This is a genomic window from Bradyrhizobium sp. USDA 4502 (assembly GCF_054063355.1).
In genome coordinates this window covers 8,080,914-8,102,835 of the sequence record NZ_JBSSGF010000001.1, presented here as the reverse complement: position 1 = coordinate 8,102,835, position 21,922 = coordinate 8,080,914, and the positions used below count along the sequence as shown (strand labels likewise).

Sequence of the window (21,922 nt, the reverse complement as noted above, 5' to 3'; positions counted from 1 at the left end):
TTTCGCCGGGACGACAGTCTTTATGCCGCCGCCTCGATCTCCACCACGATCTTCCCCGTCGTCACCTGCTCGCCCTCGGCGACATCGATCGACGACACCGTGCCCGCGACGCCGGCGGTGTGGACATGCTCCATCTTCATCGCTTCCAGCGTCATCACCGGCTGGCCGGCCGCGACCTTGTCGCCCGGCTTCACCAGCACCGCGACGACCCGGCCGTTCATGGCGGCGCGGACCTTGCCGTCACCGCCGGCCGCCGTCGCGCTCTCCGGCGGCGCGAGGGTGAGATCGCGCACCGACAGCGTGACGCCGCGATGCAGGATATAGAGCCGGTCGCCATCGCGCAGAAATTGGGCATGCTCCATCACCCCATCGTGGTGGAAGCGGATGCTGTCTTGACCAAGCTCGTCGATCACGAAGCTGAAGCGATCGCCGTTGCGGGTCGCGATGTAGCTGCCGTCGCGCTCGCGGACAATCTCGATCTCCTGCACGCCGTGGCCGAGATCGATCCGCAGGCCGAGCGGGAATGTCGCTGCGAGCGACCGGCCGCGCTGCCATGGCGGAGCGTGGGGATTGGTGACGTAAAGCAGCAGCGCCGCAAGCGCGAGATCGCTGCCGCGATCGGGCCGGACCGCCAGCAGTGCATCGCGGTTGTCGCCGATGAAGGCCGTGGTCGCCTCGCCCCTGGCAAAGACCGGATGGCGCAAGCAGTCGATCAGAAAACCCTGGTTGGTGGTGACGCCGAAGGCCGTGAGCTGCTCCAGGGCGCAGATCAGCTTGCCGCGTGCCTCCTCGCGGGTCGTGCCATGGCTGATGACCTTGGCGATCATCGAATCGTAGAACGGCGGAATCTCCGAGCCGGACTGCAGCGCGTGCTCGACGCGGATGCCATCAGGCATCTGCCACCGCGCCATCCGGCCGGATTGCGGCATGAAATCATGCCCGGCATCCTCCGAGCAGAGCCGGACCTCGATGGCATGGCCGGAGAACTTGACGTCCTCCTGGGTCAAGCCGAGCGGCGCGCCACTGGCGACACGCAGCTGCAATTCGACCAGATCGAGCCCGGTGATCGCCTCGGTGACGGGATGCTCGACCTGCAGCCGCGTGTTCATCTCCATGAAGTAGAAATTTCCGGCGCGATCGAGCAAAAATTCCAGCGTGCCCGCACCCTCGTAGCCGATCGCCTTGACCGCCTGCACCGCGACCGCGCCCATCCGCGCGCGCAGCTCCGGCGTCACCGCCGGCGACGGCGCCTCCTCGACCAGCTTCTGGTGCCGCCGCTGCACCGAGCAATCGCGCTCGCCGAGATGGATGGCGTTGCCATGGCGGTCGCCGAACACCTGGATTTCGATGTGGCGGGGATTGACGATCGCGCGCTCCAGAATGACGGTGGGATCGCCGAACGCGCCCTGCGCCTCCGACCGCGCACTGCGCAGCCCGTCGGGAAATGCCGCCGCATCGGTGACCAGCCGCATGCCGCGGCCGCCGCCGCCGGCGACCGCCTTGATCATGACCGGAAAACCAATGGCCCTCGCTTCCGCCAGCATCACGGCATCGCTCTGGTCGGCGCCCTGATAGCCGGGCACGCAGGGCACGCCGGTCTTCTGCATGATCTCCTTGGCGCCGGCCTTGTTGCCCATCGCAAGGATCGCTTCCGGCGACGGACCGATGAACACCAGACCCGCATCGCGGCAGGCCCGCGCAAAATCCTCGTTCTCGGCGAGGAAGCCATAGCCGGGATGCACTGCGCCGGCGCCGCTCGCCTTGGCGGCGGCGATGATCGCGTCGATCTTCAGATAGGATTGCGCCGGCAGCGCCTCGCCGATCCGCACCGCCTGGTCGGCCTCGCGCACATGCAGCGCGTCACGGTCGGCGTCCGAATAGACCGCGACGACGCCATGGCCGAGCCGCCGTGCCGATCGCATGATGCGCAGCGCGATCTCGCCGCGATTGGCGATCAGGATCTTGAAGAACGGCGTCCGCTTCACGATTGCCCCGCTCATGGCCGCGCCACCGAGAACTGCATGCGCTGCGGGCTGCGGGCCTCGGCCTCGCGGCAGATCGAAAGCACCTCTGACAGCACCGTCCGCGTGTCGCGCGGATCGATCACGCCGTCGTCGAGCACCCGGGCGCTGGTCGAGAACACGTCCATCTGGCTGTCGAACACCCCGGTGATCTGCGCCTTCATCGCGTCCAGCTTCTCCTTCTCGATCGGCTTGCCGCGCCGCGCGGCGGCGGCCTCAGTCACGATCGCCATGGTTTCAGCGGCCTGCTCGCCGCCCATCACGGCGGTCTTGGCGTTGGGCCAGGAGAAGCAGAAGCGCGGGTGGAAACCGCGCCCGCACATGCCGTAATTGCCGGCGCCGAACGAGGCCCCGCAATACAGGGTGATCTGCGGCACCGTCGCCGAGGTCACCGCCTGGATCATCTTGGAGCCGTGCTTGATCATGCCGGCCTCTTCATAGGCCTTGCCCACCATGTAGCCGGTGGTGTTGTTCATGTAGAGGATCGGCGTGCGCGACTGGCAGCAGGCCTGGATGAAATGCGTCGCCTTGTTGGCGCCGGGCACGTCGAGCGGGCCATTATTGGTGATGATGCCGATCGCTTGCCCCTGGATGCGGGCTTGGCCGCAGACCGTCGCCGGACCGTAATTGGCGCCGAACTCGGTGAAGTCGGAATCGTCGACGAAGCGCGCGATTGTCTGGCGCATGTCGACGGGACGCTTGTGGTCCATCGGCATGATGCCGAGCAGTTCCTCCGCGTCGTAACGCGGCGGTTTGAACGCGGCCGGCGCCGGTGCCGGCCGGTCCCAAGGCAACTTGGCCATGATGTCGCGCGCGATGCGCAGCGCGTCGCGGTCGTCCTCGGCGAGATAATCGCCAAGGCCCGAGACCTGGGTGTGCATCTCGGCGCCGCCGAGCTCCTCCTCGGTCGCGATCTCGCCGGTGGCGGCCTTGAGCAGAGGCGGCCCGGCGAGGAAGGCGCGGGTGCGGCCGCGCACCATCACGATGTAGTCGGACAGGCCCGTCTGGTAGGCACCGCCCGCGGTCGAGGAGCCGTGGGTGACGGTAACGACGGGAAGCCCTGCCGCCGACAGCCGCGCCAGGTTGCGGAAGATGTTGCCGCCACGGACGAAGTCCTCGACGCGGTAGCGCAGCAGATTGGCGCCGGCGCTTTCGACCAGCTGCACATAGGGCAACTTGTTCTCCAGCGCGAGCTCCTGCACCCGCAGCGTCTTGTCGAGGCCGTAAGGCTGCAATGCGCCCGCGTCGATGCCCGCATCATTGGCGCTGACCATGCAGCGGATGCCGGAGACGAAGCCGATGCCGGCGACCAGTCCGCCGCCGGGCACGCTCTTGTCCGCATCCGCTACGTCGAACATGTAGCCGGCGAGCGTCGACAGCTCGAGGAAGGGCGAACCGGGATCGAGCACCAGCGCGACGCGCTCGCGCGGCAACAGCTGGCCGCGCTTGTGGAACCGGTCCTTTGCCGCGGCGGAGGCTGCGCGCGTCCGCTCCTCCAGGGCGCGCATCCGGGCGATCAGCGCCAGCATGCCGTCGCGATTGCCCTGGAAGGCGGCGCTGCCGGTGGAAATCGTGTTCTCGATGATGGCCACTAGGCGCGCTCCACAAAATGCCCACTGTATTGCTGCCGCAGCTCGACCTTGCGCAGCTTGCCGGTCGCGGTCATCGGCATCTCCTCGAGGATACGCACCAGCTTCGGCACCTGGAAGCCACCGAGATGCTTTCTGCAATGCGCCTCGATGCCGGCCTCGTCGGCCACCGCGCCGGGCTTCAGCTTGACGAAAGCGGAGACCGCCTCGCCCCATTGCGGATGCGGCAGGCCGACCACGGCGGCGTTCTGCACGGCGGGGTGCGCCAGCAACGTCTCCTCGATCTTGACGGAGGCAACGTTCTCGCCGCCCGACTTGATCATATCCTTCTTGCGGTCAAGGAACAGCACCTCGCCATTGCCGTCGATCAAGGCTAGATCGCCGGTATGGTGCCAACCGAACTTGCGCGCCTCCTCGGTCGATTTGGGGTCCTTGTAGTAGCCCATCATCACGTTGGGCCCGCGATGCACCAGCTCGCCGATCTCGCCGCGCGGAAGCAGGTTGCCATTGTCGTCCATGATCGCGGTCTCGTTGACGATCAGCGATTCGCCCCAATAGTTGCCGTAGCGGTCGAGCTGCACCTCCGGGCGGGACATCGTCGTCGCCGGATACATCTCGGTCTGGCCGCTGGACAGCACGAAGTTCGGACAGAGATCGGCCATGGCGCGCTCGAGCAACGGCTTGCCCATCGGCGCCATGGTGTAGATGCAGCAGCGCAGGCCCGACAGGTCGTAGTCGCGGCGGCGCGGATGATCGAGGATCGCCTGATACATCAAGGACAGGCCAACGAACACGGTGAGCTTGTCGCGGACGATCGCCTCCATGCAAACCACCGGATCGAAGCCGCGCATCAGCGCCATGCGGCCGCCGACCGAGAGATAGCTGAGCAGCAGCACGTGGCCGGCGCAGTGGAACAGCGGAAACTGCCCGGTGATTCCGTCATCTCGCGAGAGCTGCATCTCGATACAGTTGCTCATCACGGCCATGACAACGGCGAGGTGGCAATGCATCGCGCCCTTCGGCCGCGAGGTCGTGCCTGACGTATAGATGATCATCGCGAGGTCGCGGTCGTTGATCTCGATGTCAGGCTCGATATCGGACTGTCCCTCCAGCAGACCGTTGAACTCCTGCAATCCGGTCTTGCCGGCATTGCCGGTCAGATCGATCGCGATCATCTCCATGCCGCGCGCTTCCAGCGCGGCGCGGCGGTCGGCCTGGGCATGAAGGGCGTCATCGATGATGGCGAAACGCACCTCGGCATGGCCGAGGATGTAGTCCATATCAGCCGGTCCGAGCATGGTGTTGATGGGCACCCAGACCAGCCCGGCGCGGTGAATGCCAAACAGCGCTTTGACGAATTCGACAGAGTTGTTGCAGATGGTCGAAATCTTCTCGCCCGGCTTCAGCCCGCGCTGCACCAGATGATTGGCGAAGCGATTGGCGTCGCGCTCGAGTTCGGTGAAGGTGACCTGCCTGCTGCCGTCGGTCAGCGCGATGCGATCCGGAAACCGCCGCGCGGCGCGCTTCAACAGGTCGCCGATCGCGACCCGGCCGATACGACCCGGCCCGGTGACGCCGCCGGTTGCTGCGAGATTGTGCATGCGTTTCTCCTCCCGGGCTCCGTCATTCCGGGATGCGCGAAGCGCAGACCCGGAATCCAGAGGTGTGGCGCGAGATTCCGGGTTCACGCTTCGCGTGCCCCGGAATGACGGTCAGTGTCGCGTTCCAAAAATCTGCCGAGCTTCCGCCGGGCTCGCAATCTCGCGGCCGGCGCGGCGCGCGCAGGCGGCGAGCCCTTCGACGAGTTGCCCGTTCGACGTCACCTTGGTGCCGTCGCCGAGATAGAACGTATCCTCGAGCCCGCTGCGCAGATGGCCGCCGAGGTCGGCGGCGCGCTGGTGCAGCGGCCAGATCTCGGCGCGGCCGATCGCGGTGACCTGCCAATGCGCCTCCGGCACCTTCAGCTTCAGGAGGATCGGCAACAGCTCCGGATCGGCCGGCATGCCCGAGGCGACGCCCATCACGAAATTGTATTCGAGCGGACCGGAATACATCCCGGTCTGCCGGTACATGCCAACGCAACGCACGATGCCGACATCGAAGCACTCGAATTCGGGAATGGTGCCGGCCGCCTTCATCACGTCGAGATAGTCCTGCACCTTCTCGACCGCGTTATCGAACATCATGGGCGGCCAGGCCCAGGTGTTGTCGGCCTTCACCTTCAGATAATTCAGCGAGCCGGCGTTGCAGGCGGCGATCTCGGGCCTGGTCTCGCGCACGCAATCGAGCGCGCCCTGGTAGTTCGGGCCAGAGGTACCGGTGGTGTGGTTGATGATCACGCCGGGGCAGGCCTCGCGGATCGCCTGCTGGATCTCCTTGCTGACGCCGACATCCCACGACGGCAGGTGGCCCTTGTTCGGCTCCTGCTGCCGCAGATGGATGTGCATGATGCTGGCGCCGGCGTTGAACGCGGCCTTGGCCTCGCGCGCCATCTGTTCCGGCGTCACCGGAACGTTGTGCTGCTTCGGGTCGGTAAGCACGCCGTTCAGCGCGCAGGTGATGACGGCCTTGTCGCTCATGGGTCTCTTGTCCGCTTTGCAGCGCACATGCGCTGCTGATTTCGCCATGATGAGAACTTTGCCTTCGCGCCATCTTGCGTTGACTGGCTAAGTGGATGCGCTCACGGCACAATCCGTCGCCAGCCGGTTAACACAAGACGCGGCACAAGCGTCATGCCTAACCTTGGTTCTAAGCAGAAGCGGCGCAACAAGCCGGCATCACGGGGAGAACGTCATGGTCTCGATCAACCGGCGCACATGGCTCACCGGCGCGGCAGGCGCGGGACTTGCCGCGGTCGCGGGTCTTAAGCCGTCGCTGGCCGACGACACGCCAGGCGTCACCGCGACCGAGATCAGGATCGGCAGCACCACTTCGCTCAGCGGCCCGGTGTCCGCGCTCGGCGTGCAGGCGCGCTGCCAGGAAGCCTATTTCAAGATGCTGAACGAGCAGGGCGGCATCGCCGGCCGGCAGATCAAGTACATCTACTATGACGATGCGTTCAACCCGGCGAAGACGGTCGAGCAGGTGCGCCGACTGATCGAAAGCGACAATGTCGCCTTTCTGTTCAACATGCTCGGCACCGCGCCGAACTCGTCGGTCGTCAAATACATCAACGCCGCCAAGGTGCCGCACTTGTTCCTGTCGGTGAATGGCGACAAATGGGGCGACTACAAGACCTATCCCTGGACCATGGGCTTTGCGCCGAGCGCGCGGACCGAGGCGCAGGTGTTCGTCAAGTATGCACTGAGCCAGAACAAGAACGCGAAATTCGCGGTGCTCTACCAGAACGACGACCTCGGCAAGGATTTCGTCGCCGGAGCCAAGGACGTGCTCGGCGAGCGGTTCGCGACCGCGGCCGTGGTGGCCTCGCACGAGGTTACCGATCCCACGATCGATTCCCAGATCGTTGCGCTGCGCGGCGGCAACCCAGATGTGCTGATCTCCGGCACCACGGCAAAGTTCTGCGCGCAGTCGATCCGCAAGATCTATGAGCTCGGCTGGAAGCCGATGCACTTCATCGCCAGCGGCGCCGCCTCGATCTCCTCGACCATCGCGCCTGTCGGCCTCGACAAGTCGCAGGGCACGATCTCGTCGGCCTATGTCAAGGACGTCGCCGATCCCGCCTGGGCCAATGATCCCGGCGTGAAGAACTTCCTCGCCTTCATGGAGAAGTACTTCCCCGACGGCAATCCGAAGGAAGGCTACAACCTCTACGCCTACACGGTGGCGCAGGTGCTGAAGATCGTGCTCGAGCAGTGCAAGGGCAATTTCACGCGCGACAACATCATGGCGCAGGCCAACAACCTGAAGGACATCGAGGTGCCGACGCTGTTGCCCGGCATCCGCGTCAACACCAGCCCGACCAATCATCACCCGCTGCAGCAGCTTCAGCTGCAACGGATCGAAGGTCCGGGCTGGCTGCGGTTCGGCGAGGTGATTCAGGGCGCGAACTTGTGAACGCAGAACAACCCAAGTGTCATCCCGGCGAAAGCCGGGACCCATAACCACAGCCGTCAATTGCTTCGCGAGATCTCTGCCATCCCGCGTCACGGATAGATCACGCGGTATGGGTCCCGGCTTTCGCCGGGACGACGGATGGTTAAGTCAGCGCGCGCTCGCTCGCGGTTTGCCCGGTGCGGTAGATCGCAAGGTCCCGCGAGCCGGAGAAGATCGCGCGCGGCTTCAAGCCATAGAAGCGGCGGATCGAGTGGCTGAAATGCGTGCTATCGGGATAGCCGATATCCTGCGCGAGATGCGCGAGGTTGATGTCCTGGTTGGCGAAGTGCAGCAGATGCCGCGCGCGCTTCCAGGCGCGGAAGGAGCGGAACGAGATCCCGGTCTCCTCCTTGAACAGATGCAGGAAGCGCGAGGGCGATAGCCCGGCCTCGGCGGCGCAGCCTGCCGCGGTCACCGGCTCGCCGGAGAATTGCCCGATGCGGCCGATCGCGCGCACGACACGCGGATCGAGCACGCGCTGCGGCAGCGCGTCGCCGAAGCACATGGTGTCGAACTCGGCATTCGCGATCGCGTCGCGATGCTGCATCTCGGCGAGCGTCGCATAAGCGTTGCGAATGCGATTGGCGAACAGATGGGAGTCCGATCCTTGCAGACGGCGGGCGACGGCTTCGAGCGTGCCGTCGGGCACGCTTTCCGGCTCGATCGCGACGCAGATCGCCGAGCGATATTCGCTGGTGATGGTGTGGCGCAGGTTCGGCATCGTCACCGCGAGCTCGCCATGCGACTCGCGGCCTTCGCTGGTCGACAGATGCAAGCCGTCGCGGATCGCGACATAGACATGGAATGCACCGGGACAGCGCTCGCGCGGGCGTCCAAGCAGCCCGGCATAGAACACCCGTTCCGGCGTGATCAGCATCCGGTGACCGGATTGCTGGCTGGAGCTCTGGCACTTCGCGTCCACGATCGCGTCCATGGCGGTTCCTCCTCGCGCGGCTCTTTGGGCCGCTGCGGCGGAGCTACCATAACGCAAATTCGCACGCTGTCACTGCAACGAAACGTCGTCATTCCGGGGCGATGCGACAGCATCGAACCCGGAATCTCGAGATTCCGGGTCTGGTGCTAACGCACCATCCCGGAATGACGAGCGCTAAAGCCGCGCCCGCGGCGCAACGTTCTGTTCCTGACCGGCTTTTTGCTCCGCCGCGACCGCGCGCTGGTAACCGTCGCGCTGCTGCAGCCGCGCCCAATAGGCCGCGACATTCGGCCCGAAATCCTTGGCGAGGCCGATATTGCTGGCGAGACGGAGCGCATAACCGTTGGCGATGTCGGCCGCGGTGAAGCGTTCCGCGCAGAGGAATTCCGACTTCGCGGCGGCGGCCTCGACCGCGCGCAGGCGGCCCAGGAACCATTTTGCATAATCGCCCGAGACCTGCGGGTTGCGCCGCTCCTCCGGCTCAAGCTGGCTGTAGCGGAGCACCAGCGTCTGCGGGAAGGTCAGCGTCGCGTCGGAAAAATACATCCAGTTCAGGAACGCGCCATAGGCCGGCTCGTCGACGCCGACGATCAGCGGCGTCGGGCCGTATTTGGTGCCGAGATAATGGCAGATGCCGGAGGACTCCGTCATCCTGGTCTCGCCATCGATCATGAACGGGATGGTGCCGAGCGGATTGATGCCGAGATATTCCTTGGCGAACACGCGCGGCGGGAACGGCAGCATCTTGAGCTCATAGGGTAGCCCGAGCTCCTCCAGCATCCACAGCGGACGGAACGAGCGCGCGGCGTCGCAGTGATAGAGCGTGATCATCAGGCGTTTCCCTTTTGCTTCAGGCCAGGCAGCGTGCCCATCATCTTGCACAATACCATGAGCATGACCTCGTCGGCGCCGCCGCCGATCGAGGTCAGGCGGCTGTCGCGATAGGCGCGGCTGACCGGCGTCTCGTTGGTGAAACCCATGCCGCCCCAATATTGCAGGCAGGCATCGGTAAGCTCGCGGCCGAGCCGGCCGGCCTTCAGCTTGGCCATGGTCGCGAGCCGCGTCACGTCCTCGCCGGCCACCAGCGCCTCGCCGGCACGATAGATCAGCGAGCGCAGCAGCTCGACCTCGGTCTGCATTTCCGCGAGCTTGAAGTGCACCACCTGGTTGTCGAGGATCGAGCCGCCGAACGCCTTGCGGTTGCGAGTGTAGTCGATGGTCTCGTTGATGATGAATTCATGCGCCTTCAGGCAGGCGGCCGCACCCCACAGCCGCTCCTCCTGGAACTGGATCATCTGGTAGGTGAAGCCCCGGCCCTCCTCGCCGATCCGGTTACGCTTGGGGACCCGGACATTGTCGAAGAAGATCTGCGCCGTATCCGACGAACGCATGCCGAGCTTGTCGAGCTTGCGCGCGATCTGCACGCCCTTGGTCTTCATGGGCACACAGATCAGCGACTTGTTGCGATGGACCGGGCCGTCGCTGGTGTTGGCGAGCAGGCAGATCCAGTCGGCCTGGGTGCCGTTGGTGATCCACATCTTGCCGCCATTGATGACGTAGTCGTCGCCGTCGGCGCGCGCACTGGTCTTGATCGACGCGACGTCGGAGCCGGCGCCGGGCTCGGAGACGCCGATGCACGCGACCTGATCGCCGGCGATCGCCGGCACCAGGAATTCGCGCCGCACCTCGTCGGAGCCGAACCGCGCCAGCGCGGGCGTCGCCATGTCGGTCTGCACCCCGATCGCCATCGGCACGCCGCCGCAGGTGATAGCCCCCAACTCCTCGGCCATCATCAGCGCGTAGGAATAATCCAGGCCCTGGCCGCCGAACTCGACCGGCTTGTTGAGGCCGAGGAAGCCGAGATCGCCGAGCTTCTTGAACAGCTCATGCGCCGGGAAGATGTCGGCCTTCTCCCATTCGTCGACATGGGGATTGATCTCGGCCGCGATGAACTTTTGTAGAGCGCGGCGCGGTTCGTCGTGGTCGGCGGTGAAGAGCATGTTCTCGAACCATCCTTTGTCATTCCGGGGCGATGCGAAGCATCGAACCCGGAATCTCGATCCATTACCTCTGGATTCCGGGTTCGCGCTGGCGCGCGCCCCGGAATGACCTTTCCTTCTCACCCCCCCCTGAAAGGGGGAGGTCGGAACGCAAGCTAGCAGTCGAACGCGCGGCTTGACCCCCACCCTGCCCTCCCCCTTTCAGGGGGAGGGTTCACAATCCGCCTTTTCGCCGCGACCACATCATCACCTGACGCGATCACAACCCCCCATCTGCCGGCTCGCGAGGTCCTTCATGATCTCCTCGGTGCCGCCGCCGATGGCGTTGACCTTGACCTCGCGGTAGATGCGCTCGACCTTGACGCCGCGCATGAAGCCGGCGCCGCCGAAGATCTGCACCGCCTCGGAGGCGCAATGCGCCATGGTCTGGGTCGCCTGATTCTTCATCATGCAGATCTCGGCGACCGGGCTTTCGCCCTGGCCGAGCCGCCATGCCAGCATTTCCAGCATCGCCTGCGAGGCCGCGACCTTCTGTGCCATGTCGACGATCTTGTGCCTGATCACCTGGTGCTGCGCGATCGGCTTGCCGAACGTCTTGCGCTCCTTGGCATAGGCGACCGCCTCGTCGAGGCAGACGCGCGCATAGGCGGTGCAGCTCGCCGCCATGCCCATGCGCTCGCTGTTGAAGTTCTGCATGATGATCTTGAAGCCCTGGCCTTCCTCGCCGATCAGGTTCTCGACCGGCACGCGGCATTCGTCGAAGTGAAGCGTCGCGGTATCCGACGCCCACCAGCCCATCTTCTTCAGCTTGGTGCGGGACAGGCCCGGCGTATTGCCTTCGATCAGCAGCAGGCTGACGCCGCCGGGACCTTCGCCGCCGGTGCGCACCGCGACCGTCAGATAGTCGGCGCGCATGCCCGAGGTGATGAAGGTCTTCTCGCCGGAGACGACATAATGGTCGCCGTCACGCCGCGCCCTGGTGCGCAGGTTCGCGACATCGGAGCCGCCGCTCGGCTCGGTGATCGCGAGCGCGGAGATCTTCTTGCCAGCGAGCACGTCCGGCAGCACCCGGGCCTTAACCTCGGGCCGCGCGGCGCGCGCGATCGGCGGCGAGCCGATGGTGTGGCTCATCAGGCTCGAGGAGACGCCGCCGGCGCCGGCCCGCGCCAGCTCCTGCGAGGCCACGATCTTCATGAACTGGTCGGCGGCGATGCCGCCATATTCTTCCGGGAAGCCGAGGCCGAGCAGCCCGATCGCAGATGCCTTGGCATAGAGCTCGCGCGGAAACTCGCCGTCTTCGTCCCATTGATGGGCATAAGGCTCGATTTCTTTGGCAACAAAGCGCCGCATCACCTCGCGAAAGGCCTCATGCTCGCCGGTGTAGAACGGGTTTGCCATCCGCGTGCTCCGTTGATTCTTCCCTCCGACGATGTCCGGATTTCTCCCGGTTCACTTGCGTCGAGTGGCTGCCATCGGCGCCGACGCCCGATCCGGCGATTTGCCAGCCACTAAACGCAAGACAGTATCCTTATACGCCCCCTCCACTGCCAATTCATGGCATCAATTGAGCCAGGAACAGGCGGCGCAAGACTGCCGTTCCGGAGGAGGGAAATTTGCCGGTTCGTTATTACGACTGGATCGCGCATCATCGCCGGCGCACGCCGGACAAGATGGCGCTTGTCGATCTCGCCAGCGGACGCCGCTTCAACTATGCGGAGCTCGACGCCCGCGTGTCGCGGCTCGCGGCCTGGCTGCGCGATGGGCTCAAGGTTGCCAGCGGCGACCGCGTCGCGGTGCTGGCGCTGAACACGACGGATACGCTGGAGGTGCAGTTCGCCTGCTTCCGGATCGGCGCGATCTTCCTGCCGCTCAACACCCGCCTCACCGTTCCCGAGCTGCGCTACATCACCGACGACGCCGCGCCGAAGGTGATGATCCACGACGACGATCTCGCCGAGACCGCGCTTGCGGTGGCAAGGCTCTGCAATGTCGCTGCGACCGTGAGGCTCGGCCCGGGCGGCGCCTATGAGGCCGGCATCGCGGCAGCCACGCCGCTCGAACGGTTCGAGGAGGTCATGCTCGATGACATCTCGACCATCATGTACACCTCGGGGACGACGGGCCAGCCCAAGGGCGCGATCATCACGCATGGGATGACGTTCTGGAATTGCGTCAATCTCGGCGGCCCCGCCTACATCTCGCCGGCCTCGGTGCTGCTGACGGTGCTGCCGCTGTTCCACACCGGCGGGCTGAATTGCTACACCAACCCGGTGCTGCATGCCGGCGGCACTGTGCTGATCATGCGCGCCTTCGATCCCGGCGAGGCGCTGAAGCTGATCGGCGACCCGGCGCAAGGCATCAACGTATTCTTCGGCGTGCCCGCGATCTACCAGTTCATGGCGCAGCATCCCTCCTTCGCCACAGCAGACTTCAGCCGCCTCGTGATCGGCGGCGTCGGCGGCGCGCCGATGCCGGTGCCGCTGCTCAAGACCTGGGAGGCGCGCGGCGTCGCGCTGCAGCAGGGCTACGGCATGACCGAGACCTCGCCGGCGGTGATGGTGCTCGACCGCGAGGATGCCGCGCGCAAGGCCGGCTCCTCCGGCAAGCCGGTGCTGCACACTGAGGTCCGCATCGTGCGGCCCGACGGCAGCGACGCCGCAGTCGGCGAGCTCGGCGAGCTCTGGGTCAAGGGCCCGAACATCACGCCGGGCTACTGGAACAGGCCGGACGCCAATGCCTCCTCCTTCACCGACGGCTGGCTGCACACCGGCGACGCCACGCGGATCGACGAGGAAGGCTTCTACTACATCGTCGACCGCTGGAAGGACATGTACATCTCGGGCGGCGAGAACGTCTATCCGGCCGAGGTCGAGAGCGTGCTGCATCAATTGGCCGCCGTCGCCGAAGCCGCCGTGATCGGCATCCCCGACGAGCAATGGGGCGAAGTCGGCATGGCGATCATCGCCGTGAAATCCGGCCATTCGCTGACCCCGGCCGAGGTTCACGCGCATTGCCAGGCCAATCTGGCGCGGTTCAAATGCCCCCGCCTGATCGAATTCATCGAGGTCCTGCCGCGGAACGCGACAGGCAAAATTCATAAGCCGACGCTCCGGCAACAATTCAGCCGGCCGAAGCCAACCGATACCGCGGCGTGAGCCAGACGCGCGCCGCGCGTTCCGGGATTCGCCCCGACAAGGATTGCCCCGCTGCCGTCTGCCGGGACCGGCTGCGGGTTCGTTGCGTAAGTCCCCAACCAAGATCAATCGAGGAAATTGCCTTTATGAAAACAACAACACTGTCGCGGCTGGCAGCCGCCACGGCGCTCTGCCTGCTCTCCACCCAGGCCGCCTTTGCACAAAAGAAGTATGATACCGGCGCCTCCGACACCGAGATCAAGATCGGCAATGTCGAGGCCTATAGCGGTCCCGCCTCCGCCTACGGCGTCATCGGCAAGACCGAAGAAGCCTATTTCAAGATGATCAACGACCAGGGCGGCATCAACGGCCGCAAGATCAACTGGATCTCCTATGACGACGGCTACTCGCCGCCGAAGACCGTGGAGCAGATCCGCAAGCTGATCGAGAGCGACGAGGTCTTCCTGGTGTTCAACGCGCTGGGCACGCCGACCCAGACCGCGGTGCAGAAGTATCACAACGCCAAGAAGGTGCCGCAGTTGTTCCTCGCCACCGGCGCCAGCAAGTGGAACGATCCGAAGGATTTCCCGTGGACCATGGGTTTCCAGCCGAGCTATCGCGTCGAGGCGCGGATCTTCGGCAAGTACATCCTGAAGGCCAAGCCGGATGCCAAGGTCGCGATCTTCTACGCCAATGACGACTTCGGCAAGGACTACCTGGTCGGCTTGAAGGAGATCCTCGACAAGTCGAGCGTCAAGATCGTCGCCGAAGAGAGCTACGAGACCACCGAGCCCTCGATCGACTCCCACATCGTCAAGCTGAAGGACACCGGCGCCGACGTGTTCGTCAACATCTCGACGCCGAAATTCGCGGCGCAGGCGATCAAGAAGATCGCCGAGCTCAATTGGAAGCCGATGCAGGTGATGACCGACGTCTCGATCTCGATCGGCGCGGTCATGAAGCCTGCCGGGCTCGAGGCCTCGGAAGGCGTGCTGTCGGCCGGCTATCTGAAGGACGCGTCCGATCCGCAATGGAAGAACGACGAGGGCATGAAGAAGTTCATGGCCTTCGCCGAGAAGTACATGCCGGGCGCCAACCTCGCCGACGCCAATCTGGTCTATGGCTACGCCGCGGCCCAGACCATGGTGCAGGTGCTGAAGCAGGCCGGCGACAACCTGACGCGTGAGAACGTGATGAAGCAGGCCGCGAGCCTGAAGGATTTTGCGCCCGACACGCTGATCCCCGGCATCAGGATCAACACCAGCGCGACCGACTTCGCGCCGGTCGAGCAGCTCAAGATGATGCAGTTCAAGAACGGGCAGTGGGAGCTGTTCGGTGACATCATCAGCGCCGAGACCGGCGGCTAGCGCGACGCGCACCGCCACCAAACATCAGCCATCGCGAAGCCGCCCATCCGGGCGGCTTCGTTGCTTTTTGCGGATCGCGGGTGAAGCCGAGCGACGCGCAAGCTATCTCACCGTCACCCTGAGGAGCCGCGAAGCGGCGTCTCGAAGGGTCGACGGCCGGGCTCTCTCCCGAGTCGATGCATACGGGCCGTGCATCCTTCGAGGCTCGCCCAGCGGCGTAATCGCGCCGCAAGGCTCGCACCTCAGGATGACGGACCTAACTCTGCCGTTGTCATCCCGGCAAGAAAATCGCGAACGGCTCATCGATCGTTCGACGCAAATGCTCGCGATAGGCGGCGTAGTTCGCATCATCCGCCGACACCCGGCCGAGGCTTGGCTTGGGCACGTTCTTCACCGGCAGGAACGCGATCGGCGCGGCGACCGGCGTCAGCAGCGAGCCGCGGCCGGCGAGCAGCGTCGTGATGATGCCGTACATCTCGCCGGAATTGCGCGGGCGCGACACCGTGATCACGCGATGCTGGCCATGCCTGTTTGTGACGAGGTAGACGAAGCCGGATTCGTTGGGCACCGCGACTTCGCCGTACTGCGTATAGTCGGCGTCCTGCCGCTCGCCTTCGCGGAAGCCGAGCGACGACGACGCCTCGTCCCAGGTGATCTCCGTCCGATAGGCATAGAGCGCGCCCTGCTCGCCGAACGACGGCCGCACCGTGATGTAGGTCCCTTCGATCCGCGCCACCGCGCGGCGCGAATAAGACCCGAGGCTGTCGGGTGCGATCCCGCCATTGGCGGGTGCGGCCACCGTGATCGTCTCCGGCAGCTTGCGTAAGGACACACCCAGCGCCTGCTCCAGCCGCACGGTGGTCGCCAGCGTGAACGGGCGGCGGCCGCCGAGCACCTTCTCCAGCGTCGAGAGGCTCAGCTTCGCCTGCTCGGCCAACGCCTGCCGCGAGATGCGGCGGCGCGCGATTTCCTCGCGGATGGTCTCCGCGACCTGCTGGCTCTGCTCGGCGGATAGCTGCTTGTCAGGCGTCGGCATCCAGATTCCTGCCCGGTTCCCCTTGATTCCGCGCAGTCTAGCAGACCGGACAATCCATCACCAAACCGCACAAACCCGCCTCCCGCGGCGGCGGGCCGCGCCGGACGGCGGCCAATCATTGCCGATCATTCTGCTCGCGCCAAAACCGCCGTTCTCCATGATCGCGAGGCAGCGAAAGCCTCGCTCGGGAGTGACGAAAATGACGATTTACGATGCATGTGAGAGCAGCCCGCAGATCCGCCTGTCGCGCAGGATGCGCATTGCGCTGTTCTTTCTGGTGGAAGGTGTGGCCGCGCTGGCGATCGGCTTTGCAGCCTTGTTCGTGAGCTTCGATCCGGTGTGGTCGGCCGAGCTGCCGCGACAGGCGGTGCTGCGGCCGAGCGATGCGCGTTCCGGCTCGCTGCTGTTCAAGACCGACGACGGCTATGCCGACGCGACCAGGCTCGGCATTGACGTCGACCTCACGGTGTCGGGTCCGACGGTCCGCGCCCGCGTCACGCAGATCTTCCGCAACCCGACCAAGGACTGGGTGGAGGCGACCTATGTCTATCCGCTGCCGGCGGGCGGCGCGGTCGACACGCTGAAGATGGTGGTCGGCGACCGCGTCGTGGTCGGCGACATCAAGGAGCGGCAACAGGCTCGCGCCGTCTACGAGCAGGCCAAGCAGAACGGCCAGAAGGCCGCACTGACCGAACAGGAGCGGCCCAACATCTTCACCAATTCGGTCGCCAATATCGGCCCCGGCGAAACCGTGCTGGTGCAGATCGAATATCAGGAGCCGGTGCAGCAGAACGGCAGCGAATTCTCGCTGCGGGTGCCGATGGTGGTCGGCCCGCGCTACAATCCGCGCCCGGTGGTGCAGAGCGTCGACCTTCGCGCCGACGGCAACGGCTGGGGCGCCACGTCAACCGATCCCGTGCCGGACCGCGACCGCATTGCGCGCGAAGTGCTCGATCCGGCGGAAAATGCGCCGGTCAATCCGACCAACATCACGGTGCACCTGAACGCCGGCTTCGCGCTCGGCGAGGTGAAGAGCCATTTCCACCAGGTCAGGATCGAGAGCCCCGACGGCACCACGCGCATCGTCAAGCTCGCCGAAGGCCCGGTGCCGGCCGATCGTGATTTCGAGCTGACCTGGAAGCCGGCCGCCGAGAAGGCGCCGTCGGTCGGGCTGTTCCGCGAGCATGTCGGCAATTCCGACTACCTGCTCGCCTTCGTCACCCCGCCGTCGGTCGAGCAGGCGCAACAGAAGCCGTTGCCGCGCGAAGTGATCTTCGTGATCGACAATTCCGGCTCGATGGGCGGCACCTCGATCATCCAGGCCAAGGCGAGCCTCATTTACGCGCTCGGCCGCTTGCAGCCGACCGATCGCTTCAACGTGATCCGGTTCGACGACACCATGGACACGCTGTTCCCGTCGCCGGTCGCGGCCAACAGCGCCAATATCGGCAATGCGACGGCGTTCGTCAGCGCGCTGCAGGCCCGCGGCGGCACCGAGATGGTGCCGGCGATGCGCGCGGCGCTGTCCGACACCAACCATGGCGACGCCAATTACGTCCGCCAGGTCGTGTTCCTGACCGACGGCGCCATCGGCAACGAGCAGCAATTGTTCGAGACCATCGGCGCGCTGCGCGGCCGCTCGCGCGTCTTCATGGTCGGCATCGGCTCGGCGCCGAACACCTATCTGATGACGCGCGCCGCCGAACTCGGCCGCGGCACCTTCACCCATATCGGCTCGGTCGAGCAGGTCGACGAGCGCATGCGCGGCCTGTTCGCCAAGCTGGAAAATCCCGCGGTGACTAGCCTCTCCGCGAAATTCTCCGAGGCGACGGCCGACCTGACGCCGTCGGCACTGCCTGACGTCTATCGCGACGAGCCGCTGGTGCTGGCCGCCAAGCTCGACAAGCTGGCCGGCTCAGTCGAGATCAAGGGCCGCATCGGCGACCGCTCGTGGAGCGTGACGCTGCCGCTCGCGAATGCCGCTGAGGGCAAGGGCCTGTCGAAACTATGGGCGCGCCGCAAGATCGCCGATGCCGAGGTCGCGCGCACCACGCGGCAGGAGAGCCCCGAGGACGCCGACAAGACCATCCTCGCGCTGGCGCTGGAGCATCAGCTCGTGACGCGGCTGACCAGCCTTGTCGCGGTCGACAAGACGCCGAGCCGCCCGGAAGGCGAGCCGCTGAAGTTGAGCGAACTCCCGCTCAACCTGCCCGCCGGCTGGGATTTTGCGAAGGTGTTCGGCGAGCGTCCGAGTCTGCCGGCCGTACCGGGCGAGCGGCGCGCCGACGGTGGCGACGGCAAGGTGCAGCTCGCTGCGCTGAAGCGGTCACCGGTCGCCACACAAGGTCCCGGCACGATCCAGCTGCCGAAGACCGCGACCGATGCGGAGCTGAAGATGATCGCGGGCGTGATCCTGCTCACGGTCAGTCTTCTCCTCCTGGTGTTCAACCGGCGTCAGACGTCGCCCCAATGACGTCGGATGAAAGGAGGAGGTGTCCCCCAGCCTCCTCCTTCAAGAGCGCGCGCGGCCTTCCACCCGTCCCCCAGGGGCCGCGCGCGCAACTCTTCCTCAACCCGCAATGTCATTCCGGGGCGATGCGCAGCATCGAACTATGGTGCGCGCTTGCGCACCTGAGAATCTCGAGATTCCGGGTCTGGTCCTTCGGACCATCCCGGAATGACAGCAACAGGCGCAACAATGCCCCGCTTCATCCCAGCCCTCGGCTTCGCCCTCATCGGCCTGATTCTGTTCGGCCAGGGCGCCTATATCCATGCCAAGGCGCTGCTCGCGCAGGTGCTGCTGGAGCGCGCCTTCGCGCAGAGCATCGCGACCGGCCAGCCGGTGAAGCCGTGGAACTGGGCCGATACCTGGCCGGTGGCGCGGATCGAGGTGAAGCGCCTGCACGCTTCCGCGATTGCGCTTGCCGGCAGCAGCGGCCAGGCGCTGGCGTTCGGCCCCGGCCATGTCGAACAAACTGTCGATGCCGGCGAGCGGGGCGTCGCGGTCTATTCCGCGCACCGCGACACGCATTTTCGCTTTCTGAGGGATGTCACAATCGGCGACGAGATCGACGTCACGCGCAGCGACGGCAAGATGTTTCGCTATCGGGCCGATCGCAGCTCGGTGGTCCGATTCGATCAATCCGGCATCGATCCGATGACTGACCGACATGAACTGGTGCTGTCGACCTGCTGGCCGTTCGACGCGCTGACATCGGGGTCCGAGCGTTACTTGCTGCACGCGACCTTGATCGAAACGGATTCGCGCCCGCGCGAATCGGGTTCCTGATAGGCAATCAATTTTGCGCCTGCCGGGATATTGCGCGCGGTGCCCTGACCTGCGCCAGCATGAGTTGCTACCCCCTTTCCCTCGCCATAAAAACAATGAAAAATCGCGCGCCTCACGGTGATCCGCCGTGGCCAGAGGAAACAAAGACAACAAGGATAAGGGCAGGCTCCATGGAAGCTTTCGCAAGCACCGCGTCTCATGTGTCCCACGAATGGGCGCCGCCCGCTGACGCCAGCGATATCGTCAAGAGCATCCACGCGATGCTGCATCCGCGCAACATCGTGCTGGTCGGTGCCACCGACAAGCCCGGCAATTACGCCGAACGGATCTGGAACAATCTGGTCAAATACGGCTACGCCGGCGGCCTCTATCCGATCAACGCCAAGCGCGAAGCGATCTGGGGCGTCACCTGCTACAAGGACTTCGCCAGCCTTCCCGAAAAACCCGACCATGTGCTGGTGCTGGTGCCGGCCCGGTTTGCGGTGCAGGTGATCCGCGATGCGGCCGCGGCCGGCGCACGCTCGGCGACCATCGTCACCTCCGGCTTCAGCGAATTGCAGGATGAAGAGAGCCAGCGGCTCGCGGTCGAGCTGAAGCAGGCGATCAAGGAGACCGGGCTTGCGGTCACCGGTCCGAATTGCCTCGGCAATCTCAGCGCCGGCGAGAACCTGTTCACCAATATCGACGACCGCATCGTCACCATGGAGCAGGGCGCGGTGGCGATCGCCGGCCAATCCGGCGCGATCGTGATGGCGATCCGCCAGGCGCTGGAGGATCGTGGGGTCGGCGTCGGCTACATGGTCACGACTGGCAATGAATCCGGCCTCGAGACCCCGGACCTGATGAGCTATTTCGCCGCCGATCCGAGCATCCGTGTCATCGTGGTCTATCTCGAAGGCGTCAGGAACACGAAGGTGTTCCGCGATGCCTGCAAGGCCGCGCGCGCCGCCGGCAAGCCGGTGATCGCGCTCAAGCTCGGCGCCTCCGAAGGCGGCCGCGCGGCGGCGATGGCGCATACCGGCGCGCTCGCCGGCTCGATCGAGACCTTCGATGCGATCTCGACCCGCGAAGGCGTGATCCGGGTGCGTGGGCTGGATGAACTGATCGAAACCACCGAGTGCTTCGTGCATGCCGATCCGCCGAAGGGCAATCGCCTCGCGGCGGTGTCGCTGTCGGGCGGCAAGCGCGGGCTCCTGATCGACGCGTTCTATTCCGCCGGGCTGAACTTCGCGCCGCTGAGTCCGAACGCCTCGGAGCAGCTGGCGAAGATGCTTGGCCCCGGCAGCATCGTCGGCAATCCGCTCGACGCCGGCTTTGCCGCGGTGGTCGATCCCTCCGTCTACATGAAGTCGATCAAGATCATGATCGACGATCCCGACACCGATATCGTCATCATCGATGCCGAACTGCCGAAGGCGCCGCACGAGCTGCGCGAGCGCAATTTGCGAATCGTCAACGAGATGGCGGGCGAGGCCAACAAGCCGGTGATCTATATCAGCGCGATGTCGATCGGCTTCACCGAATTCACCAAGGGACTGCGCAAGTCGCTGCCCGATATCGCGGTCATGCAGGGCCTCGACCGCGCGGTCGGCGCGATCAAGTCGCTGATCGAATATGCCGGCCTGCGCAAGGAGGTACCCGATATCGCCTCGAGCTCGAAGGCATCGGCGCGCGCGGTGCTGGAGAAGACGCTGAAGGCCGCCAACGGCGCCGCCGCGCTCGACGAGGTCGCCTCGAAGAAGCTGCTCAAGGCCTACGGCATCCCGATCTCAAAGGAAGAGGTCGCGCAGACCGCGGCCGAGGCCGTGAAGATCGCCAAGCAGATCGGCTTCCCGGTGGTCGCCAAGGTGGTCAGCCCCGACATCCTGCACAAATCCGATATCGGCGGCGTGGTGCTGAATCTCGCCAATGCGGCCGAGGTGAAGAAGGCGTTCAACGACATCACTGCGCGGGCGAAGAAGCTGAAGGGCAAGCCTAAGCTCGAGGGCATCCTGATCGCGCAGCAGGTCAAGGCCGACCTCGAGCTCGTGGTCGGCGCCTCGCTCGACGCCGAGATGGGCCCCGTCGTGCTGTTCGGCACCGGCGGCGTCGACATCGAGCTGATGAAGGACGTCGCGCTCGCCGGCGCGCCGCTCGACGCCGCCGAGGCCAAGGAGCTGATCGCCAGGACCAAGGCCGGCGTCAAGATGAAGGGCTATCGCGGCAAGCCCGCGCTGCACGAGCCGTCGGCAGTGAAGGCGCTGGTCGGGCTCTCCAACCTGATGGCGGACGCCAACGGCCGCATTGCCTCGATCGACGTCAATCCGTTCCTGATCAACAGCAAGCTCGGCGTCGCCGTCGACGGCCTGATCGTGCTGAACAACGCCGCCGCGAACAAGGCCGCGGGGCATTAGGTTCATCGCAAATTCATCACCGTCATCCTGAGGTGCGAGCGAAGCGAGCCTCGAAGGATGAATCGGCCCGGCTCTGGGCCGTTCATCCTTCGAGACGCGCTAC

The 21,922-nt window shown here is 65.3% G+C and carries 15 protein-coding genes; 6 read left to right on the top strand and 9 right to left on the bottom strand.

What is annotated here, in order from left to right:
• Window positions 1-20 precede the first annotated feature (20 nt).
• The 4 genes from ACVW1B_RS37680 to ACVW1B_RS37665 all read right to left on the bottom strand — a co-directional run bounded on the left by ACVW1B_RS37680 (window position 21) and on the right by ACVW1B_RS37665 (window position 6,189).
• Window positions 21-2,000, bottom strand: a complete 1,980-nt coding sequence (locus tag ACVW1B_RS37680) for an acetyl/propionyl/methylcrotonyl-CoA carboxylase subunit alpha (RefSeq protein WP_253605104.1) — start codon at window positions 1,998-2,000, stop codon at window positions 21-23.
• A complete protein-coding gene (locus tag ACVW1B_RS37675) occupies window positions 1,997-3,613 on the bottom strand; it encodes an acyl-CoA carboxylase subunit beta (protein ID WP_253605106.1) in 1,617 nt (538 codons plus the stop codon). The genes ACVW1B_RS37680 and ACVW1B_RS37675 overlap by 4 nt, the downstream gene beginning before the upstream one ends.
• Complete coding sequence (locus tag ACVW1B_RS37670; RefSeq protein ID WP_253605108.1) at window positions 3,613-5,211, bottom strand: AMP-binding protein; 1,599 nt, start codon at window positions 5,209-5,211, stop codon at window positions 3,613-3,615. Before ACVW1B_RS37670 ends, ACVW1B_RS37675 begins: the two co-directional genes overlap by 1 nt.
• A 111-nt stretch (window positions 5,212-5,322) precedes the next feature.
• Window positions 5,323-6,189, bottom strand: a complete 867-nt coding sequence (locus tag ACVW1B_RS37665; protein ID WP_253605110.1) for a BKACE family enzyme — start codon at window positions 6,187-6,189, stop codon at window positions 5,323-5,325.
• 214 nt (window positions 6,190-6,403) lie between these two features.
• On the opposite strand from ACVW1B_RS37665, the gene ACVW1B_RS37660 reads away from it, so the two are divergent.
• Window positions 6,404-7,627, top strand: a complete 1,224-nt coding sequence (locus ACVW1B_RS37660; protein ID WP_076834865.1) for an ABC transporter substrate-binding protein — start codon at window positions 6,404-6,406, stop codon at window positions 7,625-7,627.
• A gap of 142 nt (window positions 7,628-7,769) precedes the next feature.
• Here ACVW1B_RS37660 and ACVW1B_RS37655 read toward each other — a convergent pair whose 3' ends face one another.
• From ACVW1B_RS37655 to ACVW1B_RS37640, 4 genes are all read right to left on the bottom strand, one after another.
• Window positions 7,770-8,600 (bottom strand): helix-turn-helix domain-containing protein, encoded by an 831-nt coding sequence (locus tag ACVW1B_RS37655; protein ID WP_057021202.1) that lies wholly within the window; start codon window positions 8,598-8,600, stop codon window positions 7,770-7,772.
• 174 nt (window positions 8,601-8,774) lie between these two features.
• Window positions 8,775-9,431 carry a glutathione S-transferase family protein gene (locus ACVW1B_RS37650; RefSeq protein WP_253605112.1) on the bottom strand — a complete coding sequence of 219 codons (657 nt, stop codon included), beginning with the start codon at window positions 9,429-9,431 and terminating at the stop codon, window positions 8,775-8,777.
• The gene (locus ACVW1B_RS37645; protein WP_253605114.1) at window positions 9,431-10,600 is read right to left on the bottom strand and encodes an acyl-CoA dehydrogenase family protein; all 1,170 of its coding nucleotides are present in this window, start codon (window positions 10,598-10,600) and stop codon (window positions 9,431-9,433) included. The genes ACVW1B_RS37650 and ACVW1B_RS37645 overlap by 1 nt, the downstream gene beginning before the upstream one ends.
• Before the next feature lie 246 nt (window positions 10,601-10,846).
• Window positions 10,847-11,998 (bottom strand): acyl-CoA dehydrogenase family protein, encoded by a 1,152-nt coding sequence (locus ACVW1B_RS37640; RefSeq protein WP_456822833.1) that lies wholly within the window; start codon window positions 11,996-11,998, stop codon window positions 10,847-10,849.
• 215 nt (window positions 11,999-12,213) lie between these two features.
• Here ACVW1B_RS37640 and ACVW1B_RS37635 point away from each other — a divergent pair, with 215 nt between their 5' ends.
• Both ACVW1B_RS37635 and ACVW1B_RS37630 read left to right on the top strand, forming a co-directional pair.
• Entirely contained in the window at window positions 12,214-13,755 is a 1,542-nt protein-coding gene (locus ACVW1B_RS37635) for an acyl-CoA synthetase (protein ID WP_253605118.1), read from the top strand.
• Between the two features lie 125 nt (window positions 13,756-13,880).
• A complete protein-coding gene (locus ACVW1B_RS37630; protein ID WP_253605120.1) occupies window positions 13,881-15,101 on the top strand; it encodes an ABC transporter substrate-binding protein in 1,221 nt (406 codons plus the stop codon).
• A gap of 271 nt (window positions 15,102-15,372) precedes the next feature.
• Here ACVW1B_RS37630 and ACVW1B_RS37625 read toward each other — a convergent pair whose 3' ends face one another.
• Window positions 15,373-16,137 (bottom strand): helix-turn-helix domain-containing protein, encoded by a 765-nt coding sequence (locus tag ACVW1B_RS37625; RefSeq protein WP_253605122.1) that lies wholly within the window; start codon window positions 16,135-16,137, stop codon window positions 15,373-15,375.
• Between the two features lie 253 nt (window positions 16,138-16,390).
• Here ACVW1B_RS37625 and ACVW1B_RS37620 point away from each other — a divergent pair, with 253 nt between their 5' ends.
• From ACVW1B_RS37620 to ACVW1B_RS37610, 3 genes are all read left to right on the top strand, one after another.
• Window positions 16,391-18,610 carry a marine proteobacterial sortase target protein gene (locus ACVW1B_RS37620; RefSeq protein WP_375167119.1) on the top strand — a complete coding sequence of 740 codons (2,220 nt, stop codon included), beginning with the start codon at window positions 16,391-16,393 and terminating at the stop codon, window positions 18,608-18,610.
• A gap of 225 nt (window positions 18,611-18,835) precedes the next feature.
• Complete coding sequence (locus ACVW1B_RS37615; protein ID WP_253605127.1) at window positions 18,836-19,426, top strand: class GN sortase; 591 nt, start codon at window positions 18,836-18,838, stop codon at window positions 19,424-19,426.
• A 170-nt stretch (window positions 19,427-19,596) separates the two neighbouring features.
• Window positions 19,597-21,819, top strand: coding sequence for an acetate--CoA ligase family protein (locus ACVW1B_RS37610; RefSeq protein WP_253605129.1), 2,223 nt, complete (start codon window positions 19,597-19,599; stop codon window positions 21,817-21,819).
• Window positions 21,820-21,922: the final 103 nt, after the last annotated feature.